The sequence below is a fragment of the Arthrobacter sp. NicSoilB8 genome (assembly GCF_019977355.1).
Classification (GTDB): domain Bacteria; phylum Actinomycetota; class Actinomycetes; order Actinomycetales; family Micrococcaceae; genus Arthrobacter.
The window spans coordinates 4,850,380-4,875,319 of record NZ_AP024655.1 but is presented as its reverse complement, the minus strand read 5'-3'; the positions used below and the strand labels follow the sequence as shown (position 1 = coordinate 4,875,319).

At 64.1% G+C, this 24,940-nt stretch carries 25 protein-coding genes; 12 read left to right on the top strand and 13 right to left on the bottom strand.

The features are described from left to right. Positions 1-12: 12 nt before the first annotated feature. From LDO15_RS22050 to LDO15_RS22030, 5 genes are read left to right on the top strand one after another with little or no spacing between them, the layout of a single operon-like run. Complete coding sequence (locus LDO15_RS22050) at positions 13-1,455, top strand: glycoside hydrolase family 30 beta sandwich domain-containing protein (protein WP_223982484.1); 1,443 nt, start codon at positions 13-15, stop codon at positions 1,453-1,455. 5 nt (positions 1,456-1,460) lie between these two features. Then, positions 1,461-2,387 carry a glycosyltransferase gene (locus LDO15_RS22045; protein ID WP_223982482.1) on the top strand — a complete coding sequence of 309 codons (927 nt, stop codon included), beginning with the start codon at positions 1,461-1,463 and terminating at the stop codon, positions 2,385-2,387. Further along, a complete protein-coding gene (locus LDO15_RS22040) occupies positions 2,365-3,153 on the top strand; it encodes a hypothetical protein (protein ID WP_223982480.1) in 789 nt (262 codons plus the stop codon). The genes LDO15_RS22045 and LDO15_RS22040 overlap by 23 nt, the downstream gene beginning before the upstream one ends. Before the next feature lie 2 nt (positions 3,154-3,155). Then, entirely contained in the window at positions 3,156-3,854 is a 699-nt protein-coding gene (locus LDO15_RS22035) for a hypothetical protein (protein ID WP_223982479.1), read from the top strand. Beyond that, on the top strand, positions 3,814-5,118 hold the full coding sequence (locus LDO15_RS22030; protein WP_223982477.1) for an O-antigen ligase family protein: 1,305 nt from the start codon (positions 3,814-3,816) through the stop codon (positions 5,116-5,118). The genes LDO15_RS22035 and LDO15_RS22030 overlap by 41 nt, the downstream gene beginning before the upstream one ends. A gap of 91 nt (positions 5,119-5,209) precedes the next feature. Here LDO15_RS22030 and LDO15_RS22025 read toward each other — a convergent pair whose 3' ends face one another. From LDO15_RS22025 to LDO15_RS21980, 10 genes are all read right to left on the bottom strand, one after another. Beyond that, on the bottom strand, positions 5,210-6,343 hold the full coding sequence (locus LDO15_RS22025; protein WP_223982475.1) for a glycosyltransferase: 1,134 nt from the start codon (positions 6,341-6,343) through the stop codon (positions 5,210-5,212). A gap of 81 nt (positions 6,344-6,424) precedes the next feature. Next, entirely contained in the window at positions 6,425-7,294 is an 870-nt protein-coding gene (locus LDO15_RS22020) for a glycosyltransferase (RefSeq protein WP_223982472.1), read from the bottom strand. Beyond that, positions 7,275-8,258 (bottom strand): glycosyltransferase family 1 protein, encoded by a 984-nt coding sequence (locus tag LDO15_RS22015; RefSeq protein WP_223982469.1) that lies wholly within the window; start codon positions 8,256-8,258, stop codon positions 7,275-7,277. Before LDO15_RS22015 ends, LDO15_RS22020 begins: the two co-directional genes overlap by 20 nt. Positions 8,259-8,541: 283 nt before the next feature. Then, a complete protein-coding gene (locus tag LDO15_RS22010; RefSeq protein ID WP_223982466.1) occupies positions 8,542-9,642 on the bottom strand; it encodes a glycosyltransferase family 2 protein in 1,101 nt (366 codons plus the stop codon). Between the two features lie 5 nt (positions 9,643-9,647). Next, positions 9,648-10,763, bottom strand: coding sequence for a DegT/DnrJ/EryC1/StrS family aminotransferase (locus LDO15_RS22005; RefSeq protein WP_223982463.1), 1,116 nt, complete (start codon positions 10,761-10,763; stop codon positions 9,648-9,650). 11 nt (positions 10,764-10,774) lie between these two features. Continuing rightward, complete coding sequence (locus tag LDO15_RS22000; RefSeq protein ID WP_223982460.1) at positions 10,775-12,265, bottom strand: lipopolysaccharide biosynthesis protein; 1,491 nt, start codon at positions 12,263-12,265, stop codon at positions 10,775-10,777. Then, the gene (locus tag LDO15_RS21995) at positions 12,262-13,347 is read right to left on the bottom strand and encodes a glycosyltransferase (RefSeq protein WP_223982457.1); all 1,086 of its coding nucleotides are present in this window, start codon (positions 13,345-13,347) and stop codon (positions 12,262-12,264) included. Before LDO15_RS21995 ends, LDO15_RS22000 begins: the two co-directional genes overlap by 4 nt. Next, positions 13,344-14,006 (bottom strand): NeuD/PglB/VioB family sugar acetyltransferase, encoded by a 663-nt coding sequence (locus LDO15_RS21990; protein ID WP_223982453.1) that lies wholly within the window; start codon positions 14,004-14,006, stop codon positions 13,344-13,346. Before LDO15_RS21990 ends, LDO15_RS21995 begins: the two co-directional genes overlap by 4 nt. A gap of 621 nt (positions 14,007-14,627) precedes the next feature. Then, complete coding sequence (locus LDO15_RS21985; protein WP_223982450.1) at positions 14,628-17,333, bottom strand: LuxR family transcriptional regulator; 2,706 nt, start codon at positions 17,331-17,333, stop codon at positions 14,628-14,630. 343 nt (positions 17,334-17,676) lie between these two features. Continuing rightward, on the bottom strand, positions 17,677-18,360 hold the full coding sequence (locus tag LDO15_RS21980) for a DUF1345 domain-containing protein (RefSeq protein WP_223982448.1): 684 nt from the start codon (positions 18,358-18,360) through the stop codon (positions 17,677-17,679). 258 nt (positions 18,361-18,618) lie between these two features. Here LDO15_RS21980 and rpsF point away from each other — a divergent pair, with 258 nt between their 5' ends. The 4 genes from rpsF to rplI all read left to right on the top strand — a co-directional run bounded on the left by rpsF (position 18,619) and on the right by rplI (position 20,390). After that, the gene (gene rpsF, locus LDO15_RS21975; RefSeq protein WP_026266755.1) at positions 18,619-18,924 is read left to right on the top strand and encodes a 30S ribosomal protein S6; all 306 of its coding nucleotides are present in this window, start codon (positions 18,619-18,621) and stop codon (positions 18,922-18,924) included. 55 nt (positions 18,925-18,979) lie between these two features. Continuing rightward, positions 18,980-19,555: a single-stranded DNA-binding protein gene (locus LDO15_RS21970; protein WP_018775330.1), complete on the top strand. Its 576-nt coding sequence runs from the start codon at positions 18,980-18,982 to the stop codon at positions 19,553-19,555. 125 nt (positions 19,556-19,680) lie between these two features. Next, positions 19,681-19,920 carry a 30S ribosomal protein S18 gene (rpsR, locus tag LDO15_RS21965; RefSeq protein ID WP_003800144.1) on the top strand — a complete coding sequence of 80 codons (240 nt, stop codon included), beginning with the start codon at positions 19,681-19,683 and terminating at the stop codon, positions 19,918-19,920. A 17-nt stretch (positions 19,921-19,937) separates the two neighbouring features. Beyond that, complete coding sequence (rplI, locus tag LDO15_RS21960) at positions 19,938-20,390, top strand: 50S ribosomal protein L9 (protein WP_223982445.1); 453 nt, start codon at positions 19,938-19,940, stop codon at positions 20,388-20,390. A 186-nt stretch (positions 20,391-20,576) separates the two neighbouring features. Here rplI and LDO15_RS21955 read toward each other — a convergent pair whose 3' ends face one another. After that, positions 20,577-20,999 carry a DUF1801 domain-containing protein gene (locus LDO15_RS21955; RefSeq protein WP_223982442.1) on the bottom strand — a complete coding sequence of 141 codons (423 nt, stop codon included), beginning with the start codon at positions 20,997-20,999 and terminating at the stop codon, positions 20,577-20,579. 102 nt (positions 21,000-21,101) lie between these two features. Between LDO15_RS21955 and LDO15_RS21950 the strand changes: the two genes are divergently transcribed. From LDO15_RS21950 to LDO15_RS21940, 3 genes are all read left to right on the top strand, one after another. Then, the gene (locus LDO15_RS21950) at positions 21,102-21,962 is read left to right on the top strand and encodes a PhzF family phenazine biosynthesis protein (RefSeq protein WP_223982440.1); all 861 of its coding nucleotides are present in this window, start codon (positions 21,102-21,104) and stop codon (positions 21,960-21,962) included. Positions 21,963-22,088: 126 nt separating this feature from the next. Continuing rightward, complete coding sequence (locus tag LDO15_RS21945) at positions 22,089-22,715, top strand: FMN reductase (protein WP_223982437.1); 627 nt, start codon at positions 22,089-22,091, stop codon at positions 22,713-22,715. 49 nt (positions 22,716-22,764) lie between these two features. Continuing rightward, positions 22,765-23,202 carry a zf-TFIIB domain-containing protein gene (locus LDO15_RS21940; protein ID WP_223987634.1) on the top strand — a complete coding sequence of 146 codons (438 nt, stop codon included), beginning with the start codon at positions 22,765-22,767 and terminating at the stop codon, positions 23,200-23,202. Between the two features lie 119 nt (positions 23,203-23,321). Here LDO15_RS21940 and LDO15_RS21935 read toward each other — a convergent pair whose 3' ends face one another. Further along, positions 23,322-23,894, bottom strand: a complete 573-nt coding sequence (locus LDO15_RS21935) for a hypothetical protein (RefSeq protein ID WP_223982435.1) — start codon at positions 23,892-23,894, stop codon at positions 23,322-23,324. 3 nt (positions 23,895-23,897) lie between these two features. Beyond that, on the bottom strand, positions 23,898-24,365 hold the full coding sequence (locus tag LDO15_RS21930; RefSeq protein WP_223982432.1) for a hypothetical protein: 468 nt from the start codon (positions 24,363-24,365) through the stop codon (positions 23,898-23,900). Positions 24,366-24,940 lie beyond the last annotated feature (575 nt).

Sequence of the window (24,940 nt, the reverse complement as noted above, 5' to 3'; positions counted from 1 at the left end):
AATGGAACACGGATGAGAGCCGTCAAACGCTTCGCGGCCGCGGGGATCGCGGGGTGCATGGCGCTGATCACCGCGTGTTCCGGCAGCCCCGCGGACGTTCGGCGGGAATCTGCGTCCCAGCCCGCGTCCAGCGGACCTGTTGTGTCAGATACCCCCAGTCCCGAGGGGCCGCTGCGCTTCCAGACGGTCTCGGGACTGGGGGTGAACGCGAACGTCCACAGCTGGGACAACGGCCGGCTCCGGCCCGCGATCGACATGATTGCCGATCTAGGCGAGGTCAACTGGCGCGTGATCATCGATAAGGCCGATTGGGAAACGGAAGAGGACCCGTCCAACCCCGCCACCATTGACTGGGCCCGCTACACACCCATCTACGAACGCGGCAAGATGGCCGATCTGTGGAACACCATTGAGTACATCTCGTCCAAGCCTGGACAACAGGTCATGGTCAACGTCATGGGCGGCGTGCCGGAGTGGATGGGTGGCAATCACATCGACACGGCAGCCGAGGACCAGTGGGTCCGCATGATTGCTTCCATGGTCGCCTACGGACGGAATGCCCGGAAGCTGGACTTCACCTTGCTTAGCCCCATGAACGAGACCGACTGGAACGGGATCGAAGGACCCCAGGTGGCGCCGGAACAATATGTACGGCTCCTGCACAAACTTGTGGTCCGCCTGGACGGCCTGGGCCTTCGCGACATGCGGCTCGTCGGACCGGACACAGCCTCCGCCGGCAAGGCCACCTCCGAATATCTGCAGGCACTGGACGAGGATTCCCTGGTCATGTCCCGGATGGCGCATTTCGGGATCCACAGCTACGACGGCGGCTCCGGTGGTGCGGCGGAGGCGCTGGCCAAATCCTCCCATCCCGACCTGGACTACTGGGTCACGGAATTCTCCGGGCCCTGCCCGGGCTGTGACACGGGTTCACCGAACCCCGCCGACTGGTCATCCGCCGCGCAGACAGCCTCCCTGGCGATCAGTCTCCTGCTGGAGGGCGCCGCGGGGCTCATGCAATACGACGCGTGGGACGGCTATTACGAACACCACGAAAGTGAAGGCTACTGGGGCCTCCTCGCCTATGACGCCGCCCAGCATACGTACAGTCCACGCAAGGCGTACTTCGTCCTCCGGCAATTGATCCGGTACACGCCCCGTGATGCTGTCCGCATCGCGGCTTCGTCCAGTGACGAAAGCGTCGACGTAGTGGCCTTCCAGGACCCGGCGTCAGGACGGGTCTCGGTCTTCGGACGGAATACGTCCGACTCGGCGATGAAAGTAACTGTGCGACTACCGGGACTGACCGGGACGATGCCGTTGTCCACGTTCATCACCGATTCCGGACGCGATATGAAGGCCGTCGATGACGCTTTGATGGTCGAAGGGACAGTAAACCTGACGGCCGGACCGAACTCGGTCTTCACATTGACCGGGAGTGCAGCGAAAGGATGAATGGCATGTCTGTGTCTGGTTCTCGGGGCTTCGAGGTGGACCACGTTCTGCTGACCCGTTTCAACCTGCCCACGGCGGGCAGGGAAAGCCAGGTCCGCGCGCAGGAGGGCTGGCTCAGGGACAGGGTTGATCTCTTCGAGCGATTCTGCCTGCCTTCCGTTCGGGCACAGACTTCCGGGAACTTCCGTTGGGTGGTCTATTTCGATCCCGAGAGTCCTTCATGGCTAAAGGAGATGATTCCCCGGCTCGCCGGCGATGGCGGCTTTGTGCCGATCTTCCGGGAAAGCGTCAACCACGAGGAGCTGCTGGCAGATCTGATCGAGGTCGTGGGAAAACCGCGGAAAAGATTGGTCACGACAAATCTCGACAATGATGATGGATTAGCCGTGGATTTTGCCGAACGGCTTCAAATTCAGGCCGGCATCCCGACCGGCCGGACGGCGATTTACTTTTCCCGGGGCCTGATACTGAAAGGAAAGAACCTCTACTCACGAATCGACCGCCGAAATGCCTTTTGTTCAGTGGTCGAATCGTGGGATGAACCGGTGACGTGCTGGGCCGACTGGCACAATCTCCTCGGTAAAAGCATGCCTGTCCGGGAAATTGCTGGATCCCCCGCCTGGTTGCAGGTAGTTCACGGCGGAAATGTGAGCAATCGGGTTCGAGGGAGAATGGTTTCAGCTGTGCTTCATGTTAAAAGTTTTCCGGTTATTTCACCCGATACCGGTTATCCTTCTGACAGGGCACTGCGCTGGGAAAACTTAGTGGCGGCTCCTGCTCGATACTTGGGCGAACGTGGCAGATCGACGGTTAAATGGCTCATGATATTGGTCTTGGGCAAGGATGGTCTCAGCAGGGTAAAGGAAGTACTGTCTGTCGGAAAGGCGGGCCCTGTGAGGGGGGAAGCAGATGCAACTGAAGGAACTTATTAGAAGCCTCGCAAGACGTTGGTACGTGGTGCTGGCCGGCCTCGCCCTGACCGCAGGTATGTGTGCTGTGGTGTATGAGAGGGTTCCTGCTACCTACGAAGCCAGCGGCAGTCTTGTGCTCATGCCTCCGTCGGCGACGGTGGGGGCCACCGGAAACCCTTACCTCTACCTAGTGGGAATGTCGCAGGCACTTGACGTACTGACACGACGGGCCAATGCAGCAGAGGTGCGCGCGCCCGTCCTGGAGAATTTTCCAGCCATGACCTACAGCGTCGACGCGGACCGGTCCACCAGCGGGGCAGTCGTTGTTGTCAAGGTCTCCAGCCCTAACCCAGGCGAGACGATGGGCGGCTTGAAGGCCGCTTTGGGCACTGTGCCGGCCACGCTCAAAGCCATGCAGGACGAGTTGTCCGTCCCGGAGTACTCAAGGATCAATCTGAAGACGATCGTCGTGGCTCCCGAGTCCAGCATGGAGAACAAGGCCCAGCTGCAGCTCATCATCGTCACCGCAGGAGCCGGAGCCGTAGGCACTGTGCTCCTGGCCAGAATGTTGGACGGGCTGCTGCTTGCCAGGCGAATGAGGCGTGGAAGCGCGGAACGTCCGGCCCCGGGAGGGTCGACCGAAACGCCGGACCCGGCCCCGGGGCGAAGGCCGCGGCGGTTGCGGGGGGCAAAGTCACCGGAATCCCGGCCGCTCGAGCCGGACACGGGGGATGAGGAGTCTGTGGAACCAGCCCATAAGGCCAACGTTCGGGCTACGCTGCCATGACCATGGCGCAGCTGCTCTCCCTGCTGCTACGACGCTGGTACGTCGTTGTGGCAGGGGTCGCCTGCACATGGCTCGTCTGTACAGCGCTCATGCTCACTCCTCGCGTCTATGCGGCGCAGATGGATGTGGTTTTTGTCGTGCCAGGCGGGGTGGCGTCGTCGAGGACTGACGATACGTTTGCGCAACCCCTGATAAATTTCACCAGCGTAGTGGCAGTAAGGGTCAACGCCGTACGACCCTCCGTGAAGCTATCCTCGCCAACGGCCGAGCTGTACGGACTCGGTGTCCGGGAAGGGGTTTCCGTCACGATGGCTGATGCCGGTGGACAGTGGGAGAGAATTTTCAATGCGCCCGTCATCCGGATCCAGGCGGTCGATTCCAGCCCCGAACGCGTGTCTTCTGCCTTGTACGAGGTGGCTGGCGACATTTCGGCGGCTTCGACTTCCATTCAAGATGAAAGCGGGGTCGGGAAGAACGTAAGGATCGGTGTGGAGACCGTGCCGTTGCGGCCGGAGGTCTTCGCCTATTCCCGAACCCGGACGAGCGAAGCCAAAGCCAGCGCGGCCGTCTGGGTATTGGGCCTGAGTCTCACTGCCTCTGCGGCGGCCCTCTCTGACAGATGGGCGCGATCACGTCGCCGCTCGGAAAGGACGAGGCACCGTGCCACTGAAACTGCGGCGCAGTCCGCGACCACAGCCTGAGATTTACCCGGTAGAGCGTCCCGGCTGGGACGCTACATCGTTTCTGACGGTTTATCTCGTGCTTGTTTGCGCCCTCCCTTCTTATCTGACGATTCCAGTATTGGGCTCGGCCGGCAGGCCCTCCACGCTCTGGGGCCTCGTGGGCCTTCTCTGGTGGATCTGGAACAGAGTGGGGGTGGTCGTTCCTTATAAAGGAGGTGCCCGAGTCATCCGGACGGCCTTGCTGGTGTTCGTCGGCTGTGTTCTGGCCAGCTATGCCTATGCAAACTTCCGCGGTCTGCCGGGTGCGGAATCGAGTCCGGCCGACAGCGGGATGCTGCGTCTGGCGGGATGGGTCGGCATCGCGCTCATTGCCGCCGATGGAATTCGGACGCGGGAACGCCTGCAAACTTTCCTCCGGCGCATCGTGCTTGCGGGCACCCTGATGGCGTCGTTGGGACTAGCCCAGTTCTGGACGGGACAATCGCTAATTGACTGGATCTCATTGCCTGGGTTCGCCGTGGATTCCTCCCTTTCCGGCGTGGAGGGCCGAGGAGGGTTCATCCGGCCCCAAGGGATGGCGGCTCACCCGCTGGAATACGGGGTGGTGCTATGCATGACACTGCCGATTGCGATCTCTTTGGCCATGACCGACACCAATCGCGCCGTGTTCATTCGCTGGGTTCCGGCAATGGTGATCACGTTTGCCTCCATGCTGTCGGTTTCCCGTTCAGCACTCATTGGCGTTCTCGCCGGAATTCTGGTTCTTTCACCTCGTTGGTCACCCAAGGTCCGCTTGTATGCCGTTTTTGCGGCAGTCGGGTTGGGGGGCATCATGTATTCGGCTGTCCCCGGGATGGCGGGAACGCTGAAAGGAATGTTCCTTGGCGTGGCAGATGATTCGAGCACAGCATCAAGAACGAATTCTTATGCCGCGGCTTTTGAAATAGCTCAGCGGAGTCCGTTTTTGGGCCGCGGATTCAGCACTTTCCTACCGCAATATTTGATTCTTGATAATCAGTTTTTGGGTTTGTTGATCGAGGTCGGTGTGCTGGGCCTTGCCGCATTCCTGGTTCTTGTGGTGATGTCAATCATCATTCCGTGGAAGGCGACAGGCCGATCCGCCGACGCCGGCATGGGCCAGTTGGGTGCGGCGGTCTCGGCCTCCGTGGCGGCCACTGCCCTATCGTTCGCATTCTTCGATGGGCTGGGCTTCCCCATGTCCGCAGGGCTGCTGTTTATGATGTTCGGGGTATCAGCGTCAATGGTGCGGTCGGCGCCGTAGTCTCCGACGCCCCCACCGGGGCTATGCCCACCAAGCCCGCAATCACGTTGTCGGGGTAATCCCCGAATGACCGATTGGTCTTCGTGAAGGGCTACCCGCCGTTGCGGGCCCGTAGTAAGCCGACAAGCAGGTCTGCGTGTCGTGCACTTACCCGGTCATACGTAAAGGCCATGGCGTCCACCGCGACCTGTCGACCGAGGGTTTGCCGCAGCGGTCCGTCGTCGGCCAGCCGGCGCAGGGCCGCAGCCAAGCTGGCGGCATCGCCAGCCGGGACGACGAGGCCGTTGCGTTCGTGCTCGATGAGACGGGCCTCCCCCATCGGCGTCACCACCGCAGCCAGCCCGAATCCGCCGGCTTCGAGCGTGACCTGCGGTCCGCCCTCCTCGTGGCTCGGCATGACGAACACGTCGCTCGTCGCGTAGAAGGACCCAACATTGTCCGTGAAGGGGACGTGCACTACCGACCCCCGGCAGACGGCGGCGTTCAGTAGATCATGCACGGAAGGTTCGGCGTCGCCGACGACGAACAGCTCGCCAGGCTCCCCGGCGAGTTCCCAGGCTTCCAGCAGTTCGGGGATCCCCTTTCGTAGCCCGGCTCGCCCGACGAAAAGGAACCTGAGCGGCCGCGAGTCGTGGACGCGGCGGGCGCCGCCCACCCGCCCGAAGCGCTTGGGCGACCAGCCGAAGCTCGTCGGCACGATGCGGTCCGCGGGGATCCCGACCTCGAGGAGCGACTCGGCCGTGAGGGCATTCGGCGCAAGTACGTGGTCATACATCGCGAGCTCGGTCTTCTCGAGAGCCACGGCCTGCTCGGAGATGCCGTGCCGTGGCTCGAGCCCGCGCACGACGTAGGCGCCGTCAAGGAGGCGCTTGGCCATGGCCTGGCCCGAGTTGATCATCTGCCGCACCACGAGGAACCCGCGTTCCTTGGCGGCCGCCACGTGCTCGATCGAGATCCCGGGCCACGCGTAGACGACTGTTGCCGCCGGGTCGGCCCGCCGCAATTCCCGGCGGTAAGCGCGGTCGAGGGCGGCATCGCTCATCGGTTCGATCAGCCGCCACGGCAGACGTGACGCCGGGTATAGGATGCTTTCCACCACGTGTACCCCCGGAGCCATTGACCGGGTTGCGCGCGGCAGCACCACCGTGGGCGCGAGTCCCTGTCCGGGGAACCGGCTGACCATCAAGGCGCAGGTCTCGGCCCAGCCGCGACCGTTGTAGGGCATCGAGCAGTGCACAATGCAGCGGGGCCTGGCGGCCATCGCCGCCTCTTGGCAGGAGCCCGACACCTTAACACGCTGCAACGGTCAGCTCCGGCTGATTCTCTTGGCGAAGGTCGCCCGCCAAAGCTCGGTGACCCGAGCCGGCTTTCGCGCAAAGCGCCAAAGAATCCGGGCCGTGCCCTTGGAAGTCTCTGCGAACAAGTCGACGAAACTGTCGTTGAAGTCGAGGCCGCAGTTGAAGAACCGGGCAATGCGATGCCCCGGGACCCTGAGTCCGACAATTTCATTGAGGACATTCCCGCCGTGGATGACCTGGAGCCACATGGGATGTGCAGTCCGGATATTTCGTACTGGGCCGCGTTCGTCGACACGGTAATGATGTTCGACGAACACTGTCTCCGGCGCGGCCGTTCCTGCCGCTTCGATGAGGGACAGGAAGGGATTCTTGGTGTAGGGACGCAAATAAGCCCTCCCTTCGGCATATTGGGCGCCGTTTACGAGGTTGATGAATTCGAAGTCCTGACGCTGAAAGCAGCCCTGTATCGTTTGGACAAAGTCCCGCGCGACGGCGTCGTCGTTGTCCACCCTGGTCGTCAGGATGTAGGGGGCATCCGTTCGATCTGCTACAGCCTCAGAAACTGTCTCCGCTGTAAATGCACCGGAGACATAGACTGTTTCGAATGTTCCCCGGGCATCCTTTTCGATTTCCTGGCGGAACCACTGCGGGCTTTGATCATCGACGAAGACCAGCCACAAAAATTGTGAGGACGACTGATCGGCCATCGCGGGCAAACAATACTGACGGAACAGCCGCAAGCGCTCCCGGAGCCACTCGTCAGTCGGTTCAGAAGCATGGTAGAAAGAGCGCACGTTGAAGCGCGTCAGAACGAAGTGCGACGCGTCGCCGCCGGCTATTTTGGGCGCTGCAGTGACGTCACTGTTCAAGATGTTCACCTGCTCCTACTGGTTTTGAATGCGACAGGGCGTATCCGTAGCAGGCGCGTTCGAGTTCGTCCGCGACAACGCGCTGTGCTGGTTCCCACCCGGGACGCACACTCGCCGCGATCATCGCCAGCCGGTCCGCCGACGGAGGCTCTTCCACTGCGCTGCACAGGGCGGCAGCGAGCCCGGCCGGTGTCGGGTTGGCCCAGCTCACGTGGGAATTGCTCAGGCCCATCCGGGCCAGAGGAGAATCATTGACCACGGGCGTCATACCGGCCGCGAGCATTTCCTCCGGAACAAGGGAAACGTTGGTGAAGGAGAGGGCCAGTCCGGCAGCGGACTGATTGTAGAGCCTATTGAGATCGGACGGCGAGAGCTTCCCGGCATGGACATGGGGGATGTCCCAACTTTCCGGGCGGTCCCCATAGCTCGTGATCAACTGCTCGGGGTGCCTGGCGTGAAATTCCTCCAGCGCCAACTTGGCCAGCAGGAATCCCCGGCGGTCCACGTCAGGGCGCGCAAAGAACACGACTCCCGTGCGGGCGCCGGTATTCTCGAGGCGATACACTCCCGTGTCGCAACCAAAGGGGGCGACGACGGCTGCCGCCCCTGATTCGTCGTCGATCAGGTGCTGGACCATGTGTCCGACGGCGATGTGCCGAAAACCGAACCTGTAGGTGTCCTCGGCCAACGCATAGAGACTCCCGCGCGGGTAGAAGTAGGGCTCGAAGTCTTGCACGAAGTAGAACCTGTGCTGCGCGGCCGTCCCCCTCGTGGCTAGTACATGGGCTGTCTCCCAGGAGCTGGCCACGCTCGCGTCATACCCCTCGATTTCGGCAGGTACGTAGCGAATGTCTGCCCGAAGCCACGGCCAGTGCCGGCGAATCACGGCAGTGTGGTGCGCCAGTTCGGCGCCGTGGCGGTTGTAGAGCAACAGGGTGCAGGCGTGGCCGCGCCGTTCCAGCTCCTGCACCATGCGGAAGAGCGTCGTATGACCTCCGCTCCCGGGCCCGGGAGGGGTGCATATCCAGGCAATCCGGAGGGGCTCGCTAGACGGACGGGGTGGTGGTGCTGGGAGCTGCAGGCCTGTCGAGTCGGCGATATCGCCATACAGCAGCGGGAAATCCAGCTCTGAGGTCCGAAAGGTGGTCGAGATCTTCCTGGCCGTGCGTTTGGCAAGCCGCTGGGCGACGTCTCTCGCACCGTTGGTTCGCAACCGGGCACTCAAGCGTTGTATCGACCTCCATTGCTGCTGCACGTTAGAACACCCCATTTCTGTGCCATTTGCGCCAATTCACGTTGGTGCGGATGCGGCCCTTGACACGGCGCAGGAACGGCAGAACTCCGGCGGTGGCGCCCGGAGCGGGGCTGTTGACCCTTCGGGACAGTGTCTCCCACGCGGCCGACCCCTCGATTCCGGGGTCAACATCCTTCGCGAACGCTCGGTAGGCCGTGAAAAGCTCCGGATCAGGCAGGCCTCGATCGAGTTCCAATCCAGCCGTGTAAAGTGCCTCGTTGACCAGCGCCGCCCGGGCATCCTGGAAAAGCTCATCGGCCCCGGGTATTTCCCCGGCTAGGCCGCCGAAGAGTGTTTCGAAGACTTCATACCGCTCGCCAAGATCCAGGCTGCCGTCCACTTCCGTCGCCGACATGCTGTTCGGGTGATCCCGATGCCAGGCTTGGTCAGCGCCGTGGATATAGGCGATGTCCGCGAATGCGGCAATACGCAGCCACAGCTCCATGTCGGGTGTATGCCGGAGTGGTGCCTGGTACCCGATGTGTTCAAGGACGGACCGGCGCATCAGCACCTCCGGTGAGGTGATGACGTTCTGCGCGGAGCGGCACCGTCCCCTCAGCCAGTCGTACCCCGGCCAGATAGTCCACGCCGACGCCTGGCGTCGGGGCTCCGGCAGGCTCTCGGTGGCAAAGTGAATCGGGTGACCGTAGACGAGTCCAACGGAGGGGTATGCCCGGGCGAGCTGCGTTGCTCGGGCAAGGGACCCGGGAGTTAGCAGGTCGTCCGCGTCGAGCCGCACCAGGAACTCTCCGGAAGCTATTCTTGCTCCGTCGTTAAACGTAGACACCATCCCCCTGTTTCGCTCGTGCGCCAGCACGGCGACATTCGGGTGCGTTGCGGCGAGATCTTTGGCCACGGACAGGCTGGCGTCCGTGGAGGCGTCGTCGACGATGATTACGTCGACCTCAACCTCTTCTTGGGAAAGGCAGCTGTGGACGGCGTAGGGAAGGAAGTTCGCGTAGTTGTAACAGGGAATCACGACCGTCACCGTGGCCGTGTGTGCCTGTGCGGTCCGGGGCTTGACCCGGATCCGTCGATCAAGGCTTTGTACCGTATTCTCCATTTTTCTCACTTCTCCAAAGACGCACGCAGTTGCTCCGCGACGAATTCCTGCTGGGCCGTTGTGATTCCCGGGTAGAGGGGAAGGGACAGTATTTGCTGTGAGTGTTTTTCTGCCTCGGGAAAGGATCCCCGGCGGTGGCCAAGGAACTCGTAGGCTGGCAGCAGGTGGATGGGCAGGGGATAGTGGACACCGGCTCCAACGCCGCTTGCGTTCAGCCTGGCGACAATACGGTCGCGGTCGCGCCCGGGGACGCGGACGACGTACAGGTGGAACACGTGTTCGTTGCCGGGCGCGGTGGCGGGCAGAACGACGTCGTCGAGACCTTCCAGAAGCGTGGCGTACAGCTCCGCGGCCTCCGCCCGCTCTTGGTTCCATTGATCCAGGAGTGCGAGCTTGGCAGACAGAACCACCGCCTGAAGGGTGTCCATCCGCGAGTTGAATCCGATGTCGCCATGTTCATAGCGGGTGATTCCGCCGTGGTTGCGAAGCTTCCGGAGTTGGTCGGCAATTGCTGCCGAGCTCGTCATGACGGCCCCGGCATCCCCGTATGCTCCGAGGTTTTTTCCCGGATAGAAGCTCGTGGCAGCGACGTCGCCCAACGTTCCCGCGCGCGCGCCGAAGCGTTGTGCACCCTGGGCCTGGGCCATGTCCTCAACAAGCGTCACGTCTGCGTTCGTTGCCAGGCGAAGCAGTTCCATGGGAGCCGCCTGGCCGAACAGATGAACGCCTATGACGGCTTTGGTCCGCGGTGTCAGCCTTTCCCCGACACTCCCGGGAGCCACCAGGAAATCGCTGTCGCAGTCCGCTAGAACAAGATTGGCGCCCGCACGCATGACGGCGCCCGCGGTGGCAACAAAGGTATTGGCCGGCACAATCACGTCATCTCCGGGCTTGACGCCGGACGCCCGTAGGGCAAGTTCGATGGCGTCGGTCCCGTTTCCCACGCCGACGGCGAACTGCGCGCCGCAGTACCGTGCCCAGGCTTCTTCGAACTCCCCGACTTGGGGCCCGAGGACGAAGCTGCTTTCCGCAATGACCCGGTTGAAGCCCTCACGGATAGTGTCGTTGATCTGCCGCTGCTGTTGGGCCAAGTCGACCAGCGGCACGCGATGAGTAGTCATGATGTTCCTTTTCAGCTCGTGGATCCTGGAGTTTCCGATACTTCTTTGCCGCGGTCCGGTGTATCGGTATCTGTCACGCAGCGGGCCGCGGCCCGGACTTGTCGGTTGAACCATCGGGCCAGCAGCAGAATGTAGACGCCCGCGCCGGCTGCACCCCCGGCGAAAAGTTGGGCCACCGGGGTCGGCAGGAGGGAAATCGTGAGCATGGCGGCGGCTGCTGCCGGTACGGCCGCGGCCAGGGGTGGCCAGAGCCGTGAGGCCACCGCCCGCAGGTCTGCACCGCTGCGGCGCAGGGATAAGGCGTAGGCCGGGCACACAACAAGAAGGGCTGTTGCCAGGTGAGCTGCGGCCACTCCGGCCGTTCCGGCCAGGCTGATGCCGAGCAGGACGGCGGGGATGAGGCCGGCGATCCAGACAACCTGAACGACGAGCGTGACCCGGGCTGCGCCCCGAGCGAGGAGATACGAAGCGGAAAGGTCAAAGAGGGTTCGCAGTGCCCCGAAGATTCCGAGCCAGCCCAGGATCAATGACGCGGGCAGCCATTTAGGCCCGTAGACAAGTTCGACCACAGGTCCGGCCAAAACCGCCAACATCAGTCCGGCCAGCAGGGAGACGGCCCACACCGGCCCGAGCATGGCCGCGAAGCTCTTATCCGCCCGTCCCCGGGCCAACCTGGCGAACGCTGGAATCGAGACGGAACGAACCACCTGGCCGAGGGCGCTCATCGGCCAGTTCGAGATGTTAAACGCCAGGAAATAGAACCCGAGCGCCACGGGACCGGCAAGGCGTGAGATGGCGACGGTGTCAACATTCAACAGCGCCCAGGACAACATGTTGGCACCCGCTACAGGCAGGCCGTAGTCCAGGACCCCAGGGGCCACTTGCCGGTCGAAGCCGAATCGGGGGCGCTCCCCGGAGAGGACAAATTGGAGGACCACCGAGACTGCCTGCGCCGAGATCCGGGCAACGGCCAGGCCCATAACCCCCCAACCGGCAAGCACCAGTGCGATAGTCAGCGAGGTCCCGACAACGAATTCAACGCATGAAATGCCGAAAAGCTTCTTCTGTGCGAAAAGCCGCTGCAGGGCCGCGTACGGCACGACGCCGAGGCTGGCGAACAGCAGGGACAGGGACATGACTGCGATGACAGGTCCGGCGTCGTGGCTGCCCAGCAGATCCGCCAGCCCTTGGGCCGACGCCGCCATCGTCACCGTCAGTATGGTTCCGGAGACGGCGGCCAGTGTGGCGACGGTAGGCGCCTTCCTGGCCGGGTCCTCTGAGCGTACGAGGTCAGCGCTCATTCCGAGATCAGCCAGCGATATCAACACTGCCTGAACGCTCAGGGCCACGGCGAAAACCCCGAACTGAGCCGGCGCTAGGAGCCAGGCAAGAACGATGCCCACAGCGAATCCGCTCAGACGCAGGACGAGGCTGTTGATGCTGCTCCAGGCGAGTCCGTGACCGATGCGCTGCCTGAGTCCGGGGGATGCGGTCGCCGTCATACGCCAAATCGCCTCCAGCGGCGCCACCGCAAGGACCAGCGCCAGTAATCCGCCTTGCCGGCGAGCCGACGCCGAGAGGCGGACATGCGGCCGTTCTGGCGAATGCGGAAAGCCCTCCACGGCGCAGAGCCGGTAACGCCGGCGTCAGTCTCGACCGCGAACGTGGCCAGCTCGCTTGCCACACTCGCGTGCATGCCGCCTCTGTCGAGTGCCTGGTTGGCGGCGCGGACTGCTTCAACTGCCAGGGCGTGTCGGGCCATGCGCAACAGTCCGGGTTGCCGGTCCAGGGCCGATCCGGGCACACCGGCCATGTCCTCGAAGACATGACGTCGCGCCTGGATGTCCGCCAGCCCACCACCGAAATCCGTCAGGTGCATGTTCAGCCCATGGACCCGGTAGAAGGCCTGAACGTTTCCGTTGACTCGTCCGACTGAACCGAGGTCCGCGGCGCGCAGCCAAAGCTCCATATCCGCCGAATGCGGCATGTCCGGCCGGTAGCCGCCGAGCCGATCCATGACGGAACGCCGGAGTACCGCCTCGGGATTCACGATGATGTTGGATCCCCGCCTGCACATGATCCGGGTCCACTCGTCGCCGGTCCAGAGCGACCACGACTGCCGCATCTCGGCCGTCGGAGGTACCTTGTCGTGAAATTCCTGGGCATAGCCGTAGACCAGCCCGACGCCAGGGTGGGCTTCCATCAGGGCTGTGGACCGCGCCAGCGATCCTGGCGCCAGCAGGTCGTCCGCCGACAGCAAGACAACATACTCGCCTTGGACCCGAGACAGGCCGTCGTTGTAGCTCGCGATGTGTCCCAGGTTTTGACTGTGCAAGACCGCGCTGATTCGCTTGTCCCCGGCGGCAAGCTGCCTCGCAACCTGCGGACTGGCGTCGGTGGAGGCGTCATCGACAATGATGACGTCCAGCTCGACGCCGGCCTGGCTCATGACCGATGCCACAGCCTGCGGGAGGTAGCGGGCGTAGTTGTAACAGGGGATGACGACCGAAACTAACGGACGACGCGTCAGCTTCTTCGGTCTTTCATGGTTTCCGAACCCGAGCCGGATCGCCGCGCGGTTCACAGCTCGGCCGCCGTTGCGTTGAAGCCCGCGTCGCGGACCGGGTGCGCCGGCACACCCACCCACGTTTCGCCGTCGGGGACGTCCCCGAGAACCGCGGCGCCCATGCCGATCGTCGCGTAGGAGCCTACCGAAGTGCGTTCGCGCACGCTGGAGTTCATCCCGAGGTGGGCCGCCCGGCCAATTCTCACGCCGCCGCCAAGGGAAGTGCCGGCGGCGAACGTTGCGTAGTCGTCCACGACGTCGTCGTGCGTGAAGGTGACGCCCGGCATGGCCACCACGTGGCCGCCCAGGGTGACCGAGGCCGTCAGCGTCACGTTCTGAAGCAGGATGCTGCCCCGGCCGATCCGGCATCCATCAGGCATTCGGACCGTCGCGTCGATCACGGTGGCGTAGCGGTTGGTGCCAATACCCATCGCGCTCAGGCGTTCCACGACGGCCTGTCGGGGACGGCCGGAATCCACGCAGACCAGAAGGAAAGCGTGGGTGTAGCGGACCGCGTCGTCGATGGTTCCCAGAACCGGCGCTCCGTCCACTTCAATCCCGGACATCTCCTCGTCGTCATCGAGGAAGCCGACGACGTCATAGCGCCCGCTGCTGCGAACCGTGGCCAGAACCTCACGGGCGAGCCCGCTGGCAGAGATCAGCAAAAGCTCGCTCACCGGGTCATCCTCCCGTTGCCCGGGACGCCGGCGCACGGACGCGGAAACCGTACCGCAGCTCCGCGGGCGACGACGGCTGGCAGCTTCTGAACGAGGGTTCCGTCAGGTCCGGAAGCTGCCAGCTCTTGTTCGTGGGTCCGTTGTGCAGCAACGGACCCGGCAACCCGGCCGGTGACGGCCGGATTGAACCTGTAAGGGGCGGCTGCTGCCGCGTCCCAGGCGAGGAGGCGCTCGGCGCCTGGGGCCGGACTAGTCCCGTCAGGTTGCCTGAACTGACGTGCCACTGGCCAAACAGTCATCCCCCACCTACTTTCTCGCCGAACCTTTGGGCGCGAAGCCGATTCGTTCCGAATCGTGCCGGCGGATGCCGGTCACATCGACGCATCTCGGCCGTTCACTCCGTGCACTACGAAAAAACTAGCCCTGCGCGAGCGGAAAAAACGGGAAACGGCGGCTCCATGTGGTCCAAGCAGGGGAAGTCTGCGGGATCTGCGGGATTGTGGATGTGGCCTTATTGAACGTGGCGGGGGGCGCCTTTTTCCGAGGGCGCGGCTCATCCCGCTCCGGGCAGACCCCGGAGGTGCCGGAGGTGTAGGAAGGAAGCGGGGGAGCAGGGGGCCGCTAAACAGCCAGAGGGGATTCCTCGCCGGCCAACTCCGGGAATGGCGTGGGTCCGGCCGATACGAGGCACGTCAACTGGGATCGGGACTGGACTGCCAGTTTCCGATAAATCGCAGTGAGGCGCACCTCAACCGTCCTAACGGACACGAACAGCGATGCGGCGATTTCCTTGTTGCGCCGGCCCCGGGCCACGAGTTGAACAAGTTCGCGCTCTTGGTCCGTGAGCAGCAGTAGGGCCGGGCTCTGGATCTCCGGAACATCCCGCACGCCGTCGCCGAGCAGCATCGCGTCAACATGCTGCGTCCAGGAGGCGGCGCCTGACTCTTCGAAGAGCGCCTTTGACCTCAGCAGGGCGTTCCTGCCGTCTTTATGCCTCCCGCAAGTCTCCAGCCGCTCGGCATAGCAAAGAAGTGTCCTGGCCCGCTCGAACAGGGAATCGTCCTTCTGCCACGAATCCAGGGCCTGAACGAAAAGCTCCAAAGAGCGTTCGCCCTCTGCGACCAATGCGCGGGAGCGGGACACGGCCATCAGCAGCCATCGGGATTTCAGGCCGGCTGACCTGTACTCCAACCTGGTGAGGGCTCGGGCGGCCTCGCGCCGGTGACCTGACCTGACGAGCACTTCAACGAGGTCCGACTCGCAGCGCAAAAGGGCCGGGTTGCTGAAGTCCATGCCAATTTCGGCAGCCCTGGACAGCAGGGCACCGGCCTCCTCAAGGTCGCCGCGCATCAGCGCAAAATGTCCCTGCCACGCGAACAACTGCGCTACCGTCCGCGCAGGCGCGTCGGCCCTGACAAACCTTTGGGCCTCTGCGAGGCAGGCCTGAGCCTCCACCGTGTCGCCGACGGAGTACGCCCGCCAGAGGAGGAAGTTATTGCGCATCCCGCGGTGATACTGCTGGCTGGTTGCGGAACCGGCAATCTCGTCTATCAGCGCCACGGCGGAACGAAAGTTTCCGGCACGGATTTCATTGTCCGCCGCGAAATACCGAGCAGTCTCACTCCAGTTCGCATCGCTGGCCGCGCTCAGGTTCCGGACGAGGGAAAAGAGGTCGCGGGCTCCTTCATAGTTCTCGGCATACGTCAGGGCACGGCCCTTGAGCAGCAGCGACGCGGGGGAACTGTTGGCGCCGCCGTCGGCAGCTCGCGAGATCCGGTCAACGCTCCCTTTGACGGCGTCGGCCAGAAGCCTTGCGCGCTGGTTCACGGCCACGGCTTCGCCGGACGCGTCACCCAGGAACTGCTCCGCATGCTCCAACAGCAGCCCGGCGTCCTCGACCTGCCAGCGTTCGGCCATGTGCAGGGCGCCGATGGACAGGAGGCAGGCGGAGAGTCCCGGATCGTGATGCCCGAATTCCTTGATCAGCCGAATCATCATGCTCGGCCGCATGGAATTGCCCTTCATCAGCTCCATCTGGAAATCGAGCCCTGTGAGTCGCAGCGTCAGGGCCCGGTTCTTCGTGATCCGTTGCGCCCAGTCCAGGTAGCGTTTCGCGTGGACGAATTCACCCCTACTGAACAACACCTCCGCGACGGTGCCTAGCCTGGCGGCCGTCTCGGCCTCCCAGGGGTTGATGGCGAGGGCCCGCTCGATGTACTCGACCGCGGATTGCGTCTCCTCAGCCCGAACAAGTTCAACCGCGTGGCGGAGCAGGCTGAACGACGTGTCCCGGCGCGCGGCCGGGGTGTAGCTCAGATGCCACGGCCACGCCTCGTGGTCCGCGGTTTCGGCGGCCGCAGCCAGTGCGCGGTGATGTTCGGTTCTTTCCGCCGGCTGCATGGCCGAGAAAATATGGGCGCGCAGCATTTGGTTCTGAATTCTGACGTACGATCCGGTACGGACGGCAATTCCGGCGGAGACAATTTCATCCACGCCCGCCCAGAGGTCCCCGGGCATTTCTTTCAGAAGACCTGCGCTGCTCCGGTAAGAAAGGGAAAGGAGATCGGCGGCCAGCCGTGCCCGCGGCGAAAACGCCGAAATCGAGGCCGCCAGATCAGGCTCAAAGCTTCCATCCCAGTGTAAGGGGATGGGGAGGGCGTATTTCCCCTGAACCTGGCGCTTAGTCAGCTCATCGTAGAGCTCAATCGCTGCCAAGGGATTGCCGTGGGTGGCCGCGGCAACAGCGTGGATTGCTGCCTGGCCGACCGGCCCAGGCGTCAGGGATTCGAGCATTCTCACAATGTCGCTATGGCTCAGATTCTCCAGGTGAAGAGTGGCCATCCGGGCGAACGGACTGTCCGGCGCCTCACCGCGCATGCTGACAATGAGCACGAGCCCTGTACCAGCAAGGCGCCGGGCCACGAAGCCGAGAATGGTCTGGCTGGCAGGATCCAGTTGCTCGGCATCGTCAACAACCACCACCGTGCGGTCTGCGGTCCATTGCCGGACCGCGGAGAGGAGCATCGTCGAAAGGTCTGCAGCGTCGAGGGTTCCGCGGGGTGAGGTGGCCACATAGTCGGTGAGGGGTGTCAGCGCAGGATCGTCGATTCCGTTGAGCAGGGCCGTAAGACCGGAAAACGGCCACGTCGACTCTGACGGATTGGCGCGGAGGAGCACCGTCCTGTGCTCGTGCAAATTCTGGAGCTCTGCCAGCAGTGCTGACTTGCCGCTCCCGTGGCCGCCCGTGACCGCCAGTGCGGATTCCCGGGGGCTCCGGATCAGCGCGAGGACGCGGGCGATTTCCTTTTCCCGGCCAAACAAAACCATGGGTGCCCCGATTCCATCCCCAAGAGACCAATCAGTCAGGGTTCCAGCCTCTTTCGGAAAAGAGAAAGCAGCCCAAACTGAATAATTCAGCTTCCACACGCCAATGTCGCCTGCAAAACAATGGTCCGGGATAACGCTCCAGATTGGACCGTAAGCCCTGACCAAATGGCTGTGCTGATGCCAATGTAGCTTGGGTTTTACCCGGGGACTAGGAAGTTCGGATAATCGAGTACAGGGTTTGCAAAACACGAGTAGTGAGACCCAGAAGTACTCGGATCGGGCCGCAGAGCCGTCCACGTTGCCTGATGCGGCAGGCAACTCGAGGCGGCCCGCATCCTCCGTCCTACGCGGCGACGCCGACCACGAGGTTGATGGTGGTGGCCAGGATGATGGTCCCAAAGAGGTAGGACAGCAGGCTGTGCTTGAGCGCCTCGGCTCGGATGCCGTGGTTCTGCAGGGCGGTGTCCGAGACCTGGTAGGTCATGCCAAGGCTTGTGGCCAGGTAGGCGAAGTCGGTGTACTGCGGCGGCCGGCTCTGGTTGAAGTCGATGCCGCCCACCCGGGAGCCTGCCTTCGTGCCTGTTCCGTAGTACAACTCCGCGTAGCGCAAGGTGAAAAGTGTCTGGACCAGCGTCCAGGACAGTGCGACCGAGACCACCGCGAGCAAGCCGCCGGCAATCCGGGACACGGTGTCCGTGTTGTTGTGGGAATCCACGATGACCGCCGCCGCCGCACCCAGGCTGGCAATGTTTGCAGCCAGGATGAGCAGGTCCGTCGTGCTGCGGGACGGGTCTTCCGCTGTGGCGTGCAGCCGTGTGTCCGCGGGATCGAGGCGCCCGATGACGAGCCAGACCCAGACGATGTAGGTCAGGGCAGCCCCGCACCAGCCAATGGTGGGAGCCTGCACCCAGTGCCCGGCCAAGCCGGCCGCCGTGGCGGCAAGCAACCCGGCCAGCAGCATGACGGCGAAACGCAGGCGGCTCCTCCTGATGCGCACAGTACGTCGGGGCAGGGATCCGGTGTTCATTCCCTGATCATGGCATGCCGACGGCGACCATCCCGCGCCGCAGTTATCCACATGGCAGCCGGCGCCCTTCCGGGGCCGGCCGCGGAGCCGTACGGTGGGGGCACGGAATCGCGGAACCGCTCCGGATGCACTAAGCTATTGAAGTCTGTGCTGCGCCCTGCCCCCGTTCCGGAGGCCGGGGCATTGCACGGCACCGCAAATGAACCTCCTGTTACGGAAATGCCGTAACCGCTTAGCCCAAAGGAGGTGGGTTCACATATGCGTCCTTACGAATTGATGGTAATCATCGACCCCGAGGTCGAAGAGCGTGCCGTTGAGCCGTCGCTTCAGAAGTTCCTGAACGTCATCACCAACGATGGTGGAACCATCGAAAAGGTTGACATCTGGGGCCGTCGTCGCCTGGCCTACGAAATCCAGAAGAAGTCCGAAGGTATCTACGCCGTGGTGAACTTCACCGCTGAGCCGGCTACCGCCAAGGAACTTGACCGCCAGCTGAGTCTCAACGAGACCATCATGCGCACCAAGATCACCCGCCCCGAAGAGCAGAAAGTTGTTGCTGAGTAATTCAGCGGACAACCGTTCAATCTTCATCCCGCAGGAACGCACAAGGAGGCAGTAGATGGCAGGCGAAACCACTATCACGGTTATCGGTAACCTCACCAATGACCCCGAACTCAGGTTCACACCGTCCGGTTCGGCCGTAGCGAATTTCACCATCGCTTCTACTCCCCGCACCTTCGACCGGCAGTCCAATGAGTGGAAGGACGGGGAAACCCTGTTCCTCCGCGCGTCGGTCTGGCGTGAAGCAGCCGAAAACGTCGCCGAGTCCCTGACCAAGGGCATGCGCGTGATCGTTTCCGGCCGCCTGAAGAGCCGTTCCTACGAAACAAAAGAAGGCGAGAAGCGCACCGTTATCGAGCTCGAGGTCGATGAAATCGGCCCGAGCCTGCGCTACGCCAATGCCAAGGTCAACCGCACCCAGCGCTCCGGCGGTCAGGGTGGACAGGGCGGCTTCGGCGGCGGCAACAGCGGCGGTGGCTTCGGTGGCGGCCAGGGTGCAAACCAGGGCGGCAACACCGGCGGAACATGGGGCGGCAACCAGCCCGCCGCGCAGGAGGATCCGTGGGCCACGCCCGGGGTCAGCAATGCGGGCGGCGGCTGGGGCAACGGCCCGGATTCCGAACCTCCCTTCTAAACAACATCTAAGGTCCGGCAACGAAAGCCGCCTGGACGCCGCACGGCGGCCGGGTGCAGACTGCGCCGGATCACCACCATCCCGTGGATCAATATCCACGGGCTCCATCGAATAGGAGCTCCACGATGGCTAAGGCTGAACTCCGTAAGCCCAAACCAAAGTCCAACCCCTTGAAGGCCGCTGACATCACTGTCATCGACTACAAGGACGTAGCATTGCTGCGCAAGTTCATCTCCGACCGCGGAAAGATCCGCGCCCGTCGCGTCACTGGCGTCACGGTGCAGGAACAGCGCAAGATCGCCCAGGCAATCAAGAACGCCCGCGAAGTTGCTCTGCTGCCTTACTCCGGCGCTGGCCGCGGCTAAGGAAGGGATTAACTAACATGGCAAAGCTCATTCTGACCCACGAAGTAACCGGTCTCGGTGCTGCTGGCGATGTTGTCGAGGTCAAGGACGGTTACGCACGTAACTACCTGCTGCCACGCAACTTCGCCCTGACCTGGTCCAAGGGTGGCGAGAAGCAGGTTGAGTCCATCAAGGCTGCCCGCGTTGCCCGCGAGCACGCTTCCCTGGAAGACGCTCAGAAGCAGGCCGCTGCACTCTCCGCCAAGCCGGTCAAGCTGGTCGTCAAGGCCGGCGAGACCGGACGCCTGTTCGGCACCGTCAAGCAGGGCGACGTGGCCGACGCTGTTGAGGCCGCTGGCCTGGGCCGCATCGACAAGCGCAAGGTTGAACTGCCGGCACACATCAAGTCGACCGGTTCCTACCAGGCAAACGTCCGTCTGCACGACGACGTTTCCGCTGTGATCGAACTCGACGTCGTCGCAGGCAAGTAGCCCTTTCGGCTACAGCCTCTCCGGCTAGGCAGTCCTGAACTGCCGGAAGGCCCCCGCTATTGGTTTCCCCCGGGAAAACGATAACGGGGGCCCTCTGTGTTTAACAGCAACGCGGGGTCATTTACGGCCCATCCCGGACCTCCGGATGGACCGTAAATGACCCCGCGTTGCTTGGGCCGGGCCGGCCTAGCCCTGGTGCAGCACCGTGGTGACGTACCGGTAGCCGAACCGGATCAGTTCCGCCAGCACGGCCTCGTCGACGTCGTCGAGCTTGTTGACGTACAGGCACCCGGCGCCGGTCTTGTGCTTCCCGAGGCTGCCGAGCAGTTCGGCGGCTTCCAGCCCGTACGTGAGGCCGTAGAGGGAGAGGCTGGACTTCCTGGGCGAGAACCCGACCGCGGGGGAGTCTCCCTCCCGTCCGCTCTCGTATTTGTAGTGGTAGCGGCCGAATCCCACAATCGTCGGGCCCCACATTTCCGCCGGCCGGCCCGTGGTCCTGGACATCAGCGCCAGGAGGCGCAGCCCGTCCCCGCGCCGGACCGGATGCTCGACGGCGGCGAGGAAGTCCTCCACGGACGCGCCGGTTGTCTGGGTCTTGTTTTCAGCCATGGGGGCAGTCTGGCAGACGCGGGCAGTACTGTCAGCCGCACTGTCAGCCGTGTTGTCGGCCGTGTTGTCAGCCGCGGACGGCGCCGGTGATAGCCTTCTGCGGTGAACCCCGGTCCCGCCGCCGCGCCCCGCCTTCGTCCCTTCAACCAGGTGGACGTCTTCTCCGCCGAGCCCTACCGCGGAAATCCGCTGGCCGTCGTCGGCGATGCCGAGGGCCTCGCGACGGAGACGATGCAGCGGTTCGCCAACTGGACCAACCTTGCGGAGACAGCCTTCCTGCTGCCGCCCACACACCCCGAGGCCGACTACCAGGTGCGGATCTTCACCGGCAGCGAAGAATTTCCCTTCGCCGGTCATCCCACCCTGGGCTCAGCCCACGCCTGGCTCGAGGCGGGCGGCATCCCGAAGCAGGACGGTGTGGTGGTCCAGGAGTGCGGGGCCGGGCTGGTGAGGCTCAGGCGCGACGGCGGACGCCTCGCGTTCGCGGCCCCGCCGCTGACCCGCTCGGGGGCCGTGGCGGAGGAGGATCTGGTGCGCATCGCAGCCGGCCTGGGGCTGCCCCGAGAAGCGCTGCTGGACGCGTCCTGGCTGGTCAACGGCCCGGACTGGATTGGCGTGCTGCTGGAATCGGCGGAGCAGGTGCTGGGCGTCCGCCCGGACTATGCGGCCATGGCGGGCCTCAAGGCCGGCGTTATCGGGCCGCACCGTGACGGATCCGCCGTCGACTTCGAGGTGCGCACCTTCGTCCCGGGCGACGCCGCCGCGGAAGACCCCGTCACGGGCAGCTTCAACGCAGGTGCGGCCCAATGGCTAATCGGCAGCGGACGGGCCCCGGAGTCCTACGTCGCAGCGCAGGGGACCGCACTGGGCCGGGCCGGCCGGATCTATGTCGATGCCGTCGGGGCGGACATCTGGGTGGGCGGAGATTCCGTGAGCTGCATCGAAGGCTGGGTCCTGCTCTGACCCCGGTCCTGCGCTGCTCAGTTGCGGAATGCGGACGGGAATAAATCCGCTCGCCCGCCTCTTGTTCAGGTAGATGCAAACGCATGTAATGGCATTGCTGACCTGGATTCAACTTAGGAGCACCTCGTGGAAACCCGCCGTATCACCGTTATTTCCGCCGGACTCGGCGTCCCCTCATCGAGCCGCCTGCTGGCGGATCAGCTGGCGGCGTCGGCCGAGCGGCAGCTCGCCGCGGCCGGCTACGCCGTGGACATCGAGGTCGTGGAATTGCGGGACCTCGCCGTGGACATCGCCAACAACTTTGTAACCGGCTATGCGGCCCCAAAGCTGGCTGAAGTGATCACAGGCGTCGAAGCCTCCGACGGCGTCATCGCCGTCAGTCCCGTGTTCAGCGCCTCCTACAGCGGGCTCTTCAAGTCCTTCATCGACGTGCTCGATCCCAAGTCGCTGGAGGGCAAGGCTGTTCTTCTCGGGGCCACCGCCGGCACGGACAGGCACCAGATGGTGCTGGACTTTGCGATGCGGCCGCTCTTCACCTACCTGCGCACCCGCATCGCCGCCACCGCGGTCTTCGCCGGGCCCCAGGACTGGGGGAACAACGACGACGGCGGCTCACCGCTGTCGGTCCGGGTGGACCGGGCGGCGGGGGAGTTTGTCGGCCTGCTGCAGGACGCGGGGCCCCAGCGGAAGCCGGCCCCGCTGGAGTCACTGCCGTTTGAGCAGCTGCTCGCCGGGATCTCCGCCCAGCGATAGGCAGGTGGGACGTCCGAACCTTTTTGGGCGCCCGCTCGTTGTCCGGGACATGAAGTGTCCCGTGGATTCTATTGACCTGATCATGAGTGAACGCAGCGGCGTGGAGATTGACTATTGCCCGCAATGCCGCGGAGTGTGGCTGGACCGGGGCGAGCTGGACAAGATCATCGACCGGGTTGCGGAGTCCTTGGGCCCGGCAGCGGCCGTCCCCGCGGGCCCGCAGCCGCCAGCACCGCTGCCGCCCGCAGCGTTCCCACCTACGCCACCCGGCCACATCCCGCCGCCGCTGTACAACCTCGACCCGCGTCGGCAAGACCGGCGTCCGGATGACCGCCGCTATGACGACCGCCGGTACGATGAGCCCCGCGACCGTCCGCGCCGTGACAAATCGGGCTATGACCAGCCGGGGTATGACCAGCCGCGGTATGACGACCGCCGCCGTCCCAAGAAGAAGGAAGGCTGGCTGGGGGACCTGTTCGACTTCTAGCACTGCGGAGGACCCGGCCCCGCCGATGACCGGGCCGCGCGGAGGACCCGGCCCCGCCGATGACCAGCCTCCGCTCGCGCCCCGCGGTGCGCCTGGACGGAGCCGTGGCCGGACTGTCCTCAGTCTTCGAGCAGCGCGATGAACTCCCTGGCCTGCTTCATGGAAATGTCCGAGTGGCGGGTCAGGGCCGTCGCGGCGGCCTCCGTGTCGCCGCTCTTGGCCAGGGTGCGGATCCTCCCGTAGATCTCATCGTTGAGCATGTTGCTGCTCACCTCGCGTGTGACATCGCCCTTGCTGGCGATAGCCCGGTAGCGGTAGGAGAACCGCTGCGGCACGTCGTCCTCGTCCGGAACGGCCGCCGGTGCGGCCTCCGGGGCGCGGAACGGCTGCGGGTGCGCCGCGAGTGCCGCGACGGCGTCGCGGGACGCCCGGAGGCCCTCACCCGTGGCCTCGAGGTACACCTTGATCGCGGCCATGGCCTGCCCCTGTGCGATCAGGGCATAGAGCCGCCGGTGCTGCTCCTCGTTGAGCTTGGCGGCCGAGGCTCGGGCGAGCTCGGCGGAGTCGGGGCCAGGCTGTGGCGCGGCCGCCGGATAAGGGTGTTCGCCGCGGTGATTCCAAGCCCGGATGGCCAGCAGTACGCCGACCGCCACGAGAACCAGGATCAGTCCGGGAATGAGCAGGGAGTCCATGCGCTACAGCCGATCTACGTAATTCTTGGAGGTCTTGAGGTCTGCGTGCGTCGACTGCCGCAGCAACTGTATGGCCTTCAGCTTGTGGCCGCTGCGGGCCAGGGACTGCAGCTCCAGGAGGAGTTGCGGGCTCAAGTATCCGACGCCGGGCAGGGCGTCCCCGTGGCCGGGCTGGGACCCTGCCGAGGTCGAGGCGCTTCGGGCCAGCTGGCCGGAGCGGGCGTGATCAGCCTGCTGGGACTGCTGCTGGGAGTTCTGGCTGGGGCGCGTGGCCGCTTCAACCCGGGCCCGGGCGGCCACGGCGGCCCGGACCTGCGCCGCGTAGTGGGCCTGGGACTTTACCGCCAGTTCCTGTTGATAGCGCTCGGCCTCCGAGATGCCGAAATTCCGCGGTTTCAAGGCCGTGGCCACCGCCCAGAGCACCGCCGTCAGAATGAGGGCAGGCAACATGACTAGCAGTACATCGCCCATGGTTAGAGCTTATGCCAGATTGCGGTTATCCACAGCATGCCCGGCAACCCCCGTACAGTGCGCCGCGGCCGGCGTCAATTCCGCCGGGCGCCGTGAATCCGGTCACGAAATGTGCACATCGGGCGGCAAGTATGGCCTCGCGCGCCGCGGTCTATCCCCAGCCGCAAGATGCAGGCTGTGGATGAAGCCTCGGCAAAAATGTTTTGTGTCCACAAGATGAATCCAATGTTTCCGCAGTTCAATGGCGGATTACGGACTCAACTTTTTTTCTATCCACAGCTCTACCCACAGACTGTGCACAAGCACCGGCCACTAGTGCACAGGTTATCCACAGGGGAGCGCGCCGGCCGGGTTGGTGCCTGCCCGATCGGGGGATAACGTTGCAGGATATCGGGGCTTGGAAGCGGAAACCTGCGGTTGCCGGGCGATCGCCAGGCAGGAAGCCCCGCCGTCGGATCCCGGCGGCTCACCGCCGCACCACGCTGTGGATAACGGCGATGGACAAAGCGGCGGCATGGCGGTTGGACGGCGTCGGACCGGCGGCCCGACGCGAACTGTCGGAGCTGACTGATACG

Coding starts and splice junctions, on each gene's coding strand:
- LDO15_RS22050 (WP_223982484.1), top strand. CDS start 13: ATGAGAGCCGTCAAACGCTTCGCGGCCGCGGGGATCGCGGGGTGCATG.
- LDO15_RS22045 (WP_223982482.1), top strand. CDS start 1,461: ATGTCTGTGTCTGGTTCTCGGGGCTTCGAGGTGGACCACGTTCTGCTG.
- LDO15_RS22040 (WP_223982480.1), top strand. CDS start 2,365: ATGCAACTGAAGGAACTTATTAGAAGCCTCGCAAGACGTTGGTACGTG.
- LDO15_RS22035 (WP_223982479.1), top strand. CDS start 3,156: ATGGCGCAGCTGCTCTCCCTGCTGCTACGACGCTGGTACGTCGTTGTG.
- LDO15_RS22025 (WP_223982475.1), bottom strand. CDS start 6,343: ATGCCCTACAACGGTCGCGGCTGGGCCGAGACCTGCGCCTTGATGGTC.
- LDO15_RS22015 (WP_223982469.1), bottom strand. CDS start 8,258: ATGGTGCAGGAGCTGGAACGGCGCGGCCACGCCTGCACCCTGTTGCTC.
- LDO15_RS22010 (WP_223982466.1), bottom strand. CDS start 9,642: ATGGAGAATACGGTACAAAGCCTTGATCGACGGATCCGGGTCAAGCCC.
- LDO15_RS22005 (WP_223982463.1), bottom strand. CDS start 10,763: ATGACTACTCATCGCGTGCCGCTGGTCGACTTGGCCCAACAGCAGCGG.
- LDO15_RS22000 (WP_223982460.1), bottom strand. CDS start 12,265: ATGACGGCGACCGCATCCCCCGGACTCAGGCAGCGCATCGGTCACGGA.
- LDO15_RS21985 (WP_223982450.1), bottom strand. CDS start 17,333: ATGGTTTTGTTTGGCCGGGAAAAGGAAATCGCCCGCGTCCTCGCGCTG.
- LDO15_RS21980 (WP_223982448.1), bottom strand. CDS start 18,360: ATGAACACCGGATCCCTGCCCCGACGTACTGTGCGCATCAGGAGGAGC.
- rpsF (WP_026266755.1), top strand. CDS start 18,619: ATGCGTCCTTACGAATTGATGGTAATCATCGACCCCGAGGTCGAAGAG.
- LDO15_RS21970 (WP_018775330.1), top strand. CDS start 18,980: ATGGCAGGCGAAACCACTATCACGGTTATCGGTAACCTCACCAATGAC.
- rpsR (WP_003800144.1), top strand. CDS start 19,681: ATGGCTAAGGCTGAACTCCGTAAGCCCAAACCAAAGTCCAACCCCTTG.
- rplI (WP_223982445.1), top strand. CDS start 19,938: ATGGCAAAGCTCATTCTGACCCACGAAGTAACCGGTCTCGGTGCTGCT.
- LDO15_RS21955 (WP_223982442.1), bottom strand. CDS start 20,999: ATGGCTGAAAACAAGACCCAGACAACCGGCGCGTCCGTGGAGGACTTC.
- LDO15_RS21940 (WP_223987634.1), top strand. CDS start 22,765: ATGAAGTGTCCCGTGGATTCTATTGACCTGATCATGAGTGAACGCAGC.
- LDO15_RS21935 (WP_223982435.1), bottom strand. CDS start 23,894: ATGGACTCCCTGCTCATTCCCGGACTGATCCTGGTTCTCGTGGCGGTC.
- LDO15_RS21930 (WP_223982432.1), bottom strand. CDS start 24,365: ATGGGCGATGTACTGCTAGTCATGTTGCCTGCCCTCATTCTGACGGCG.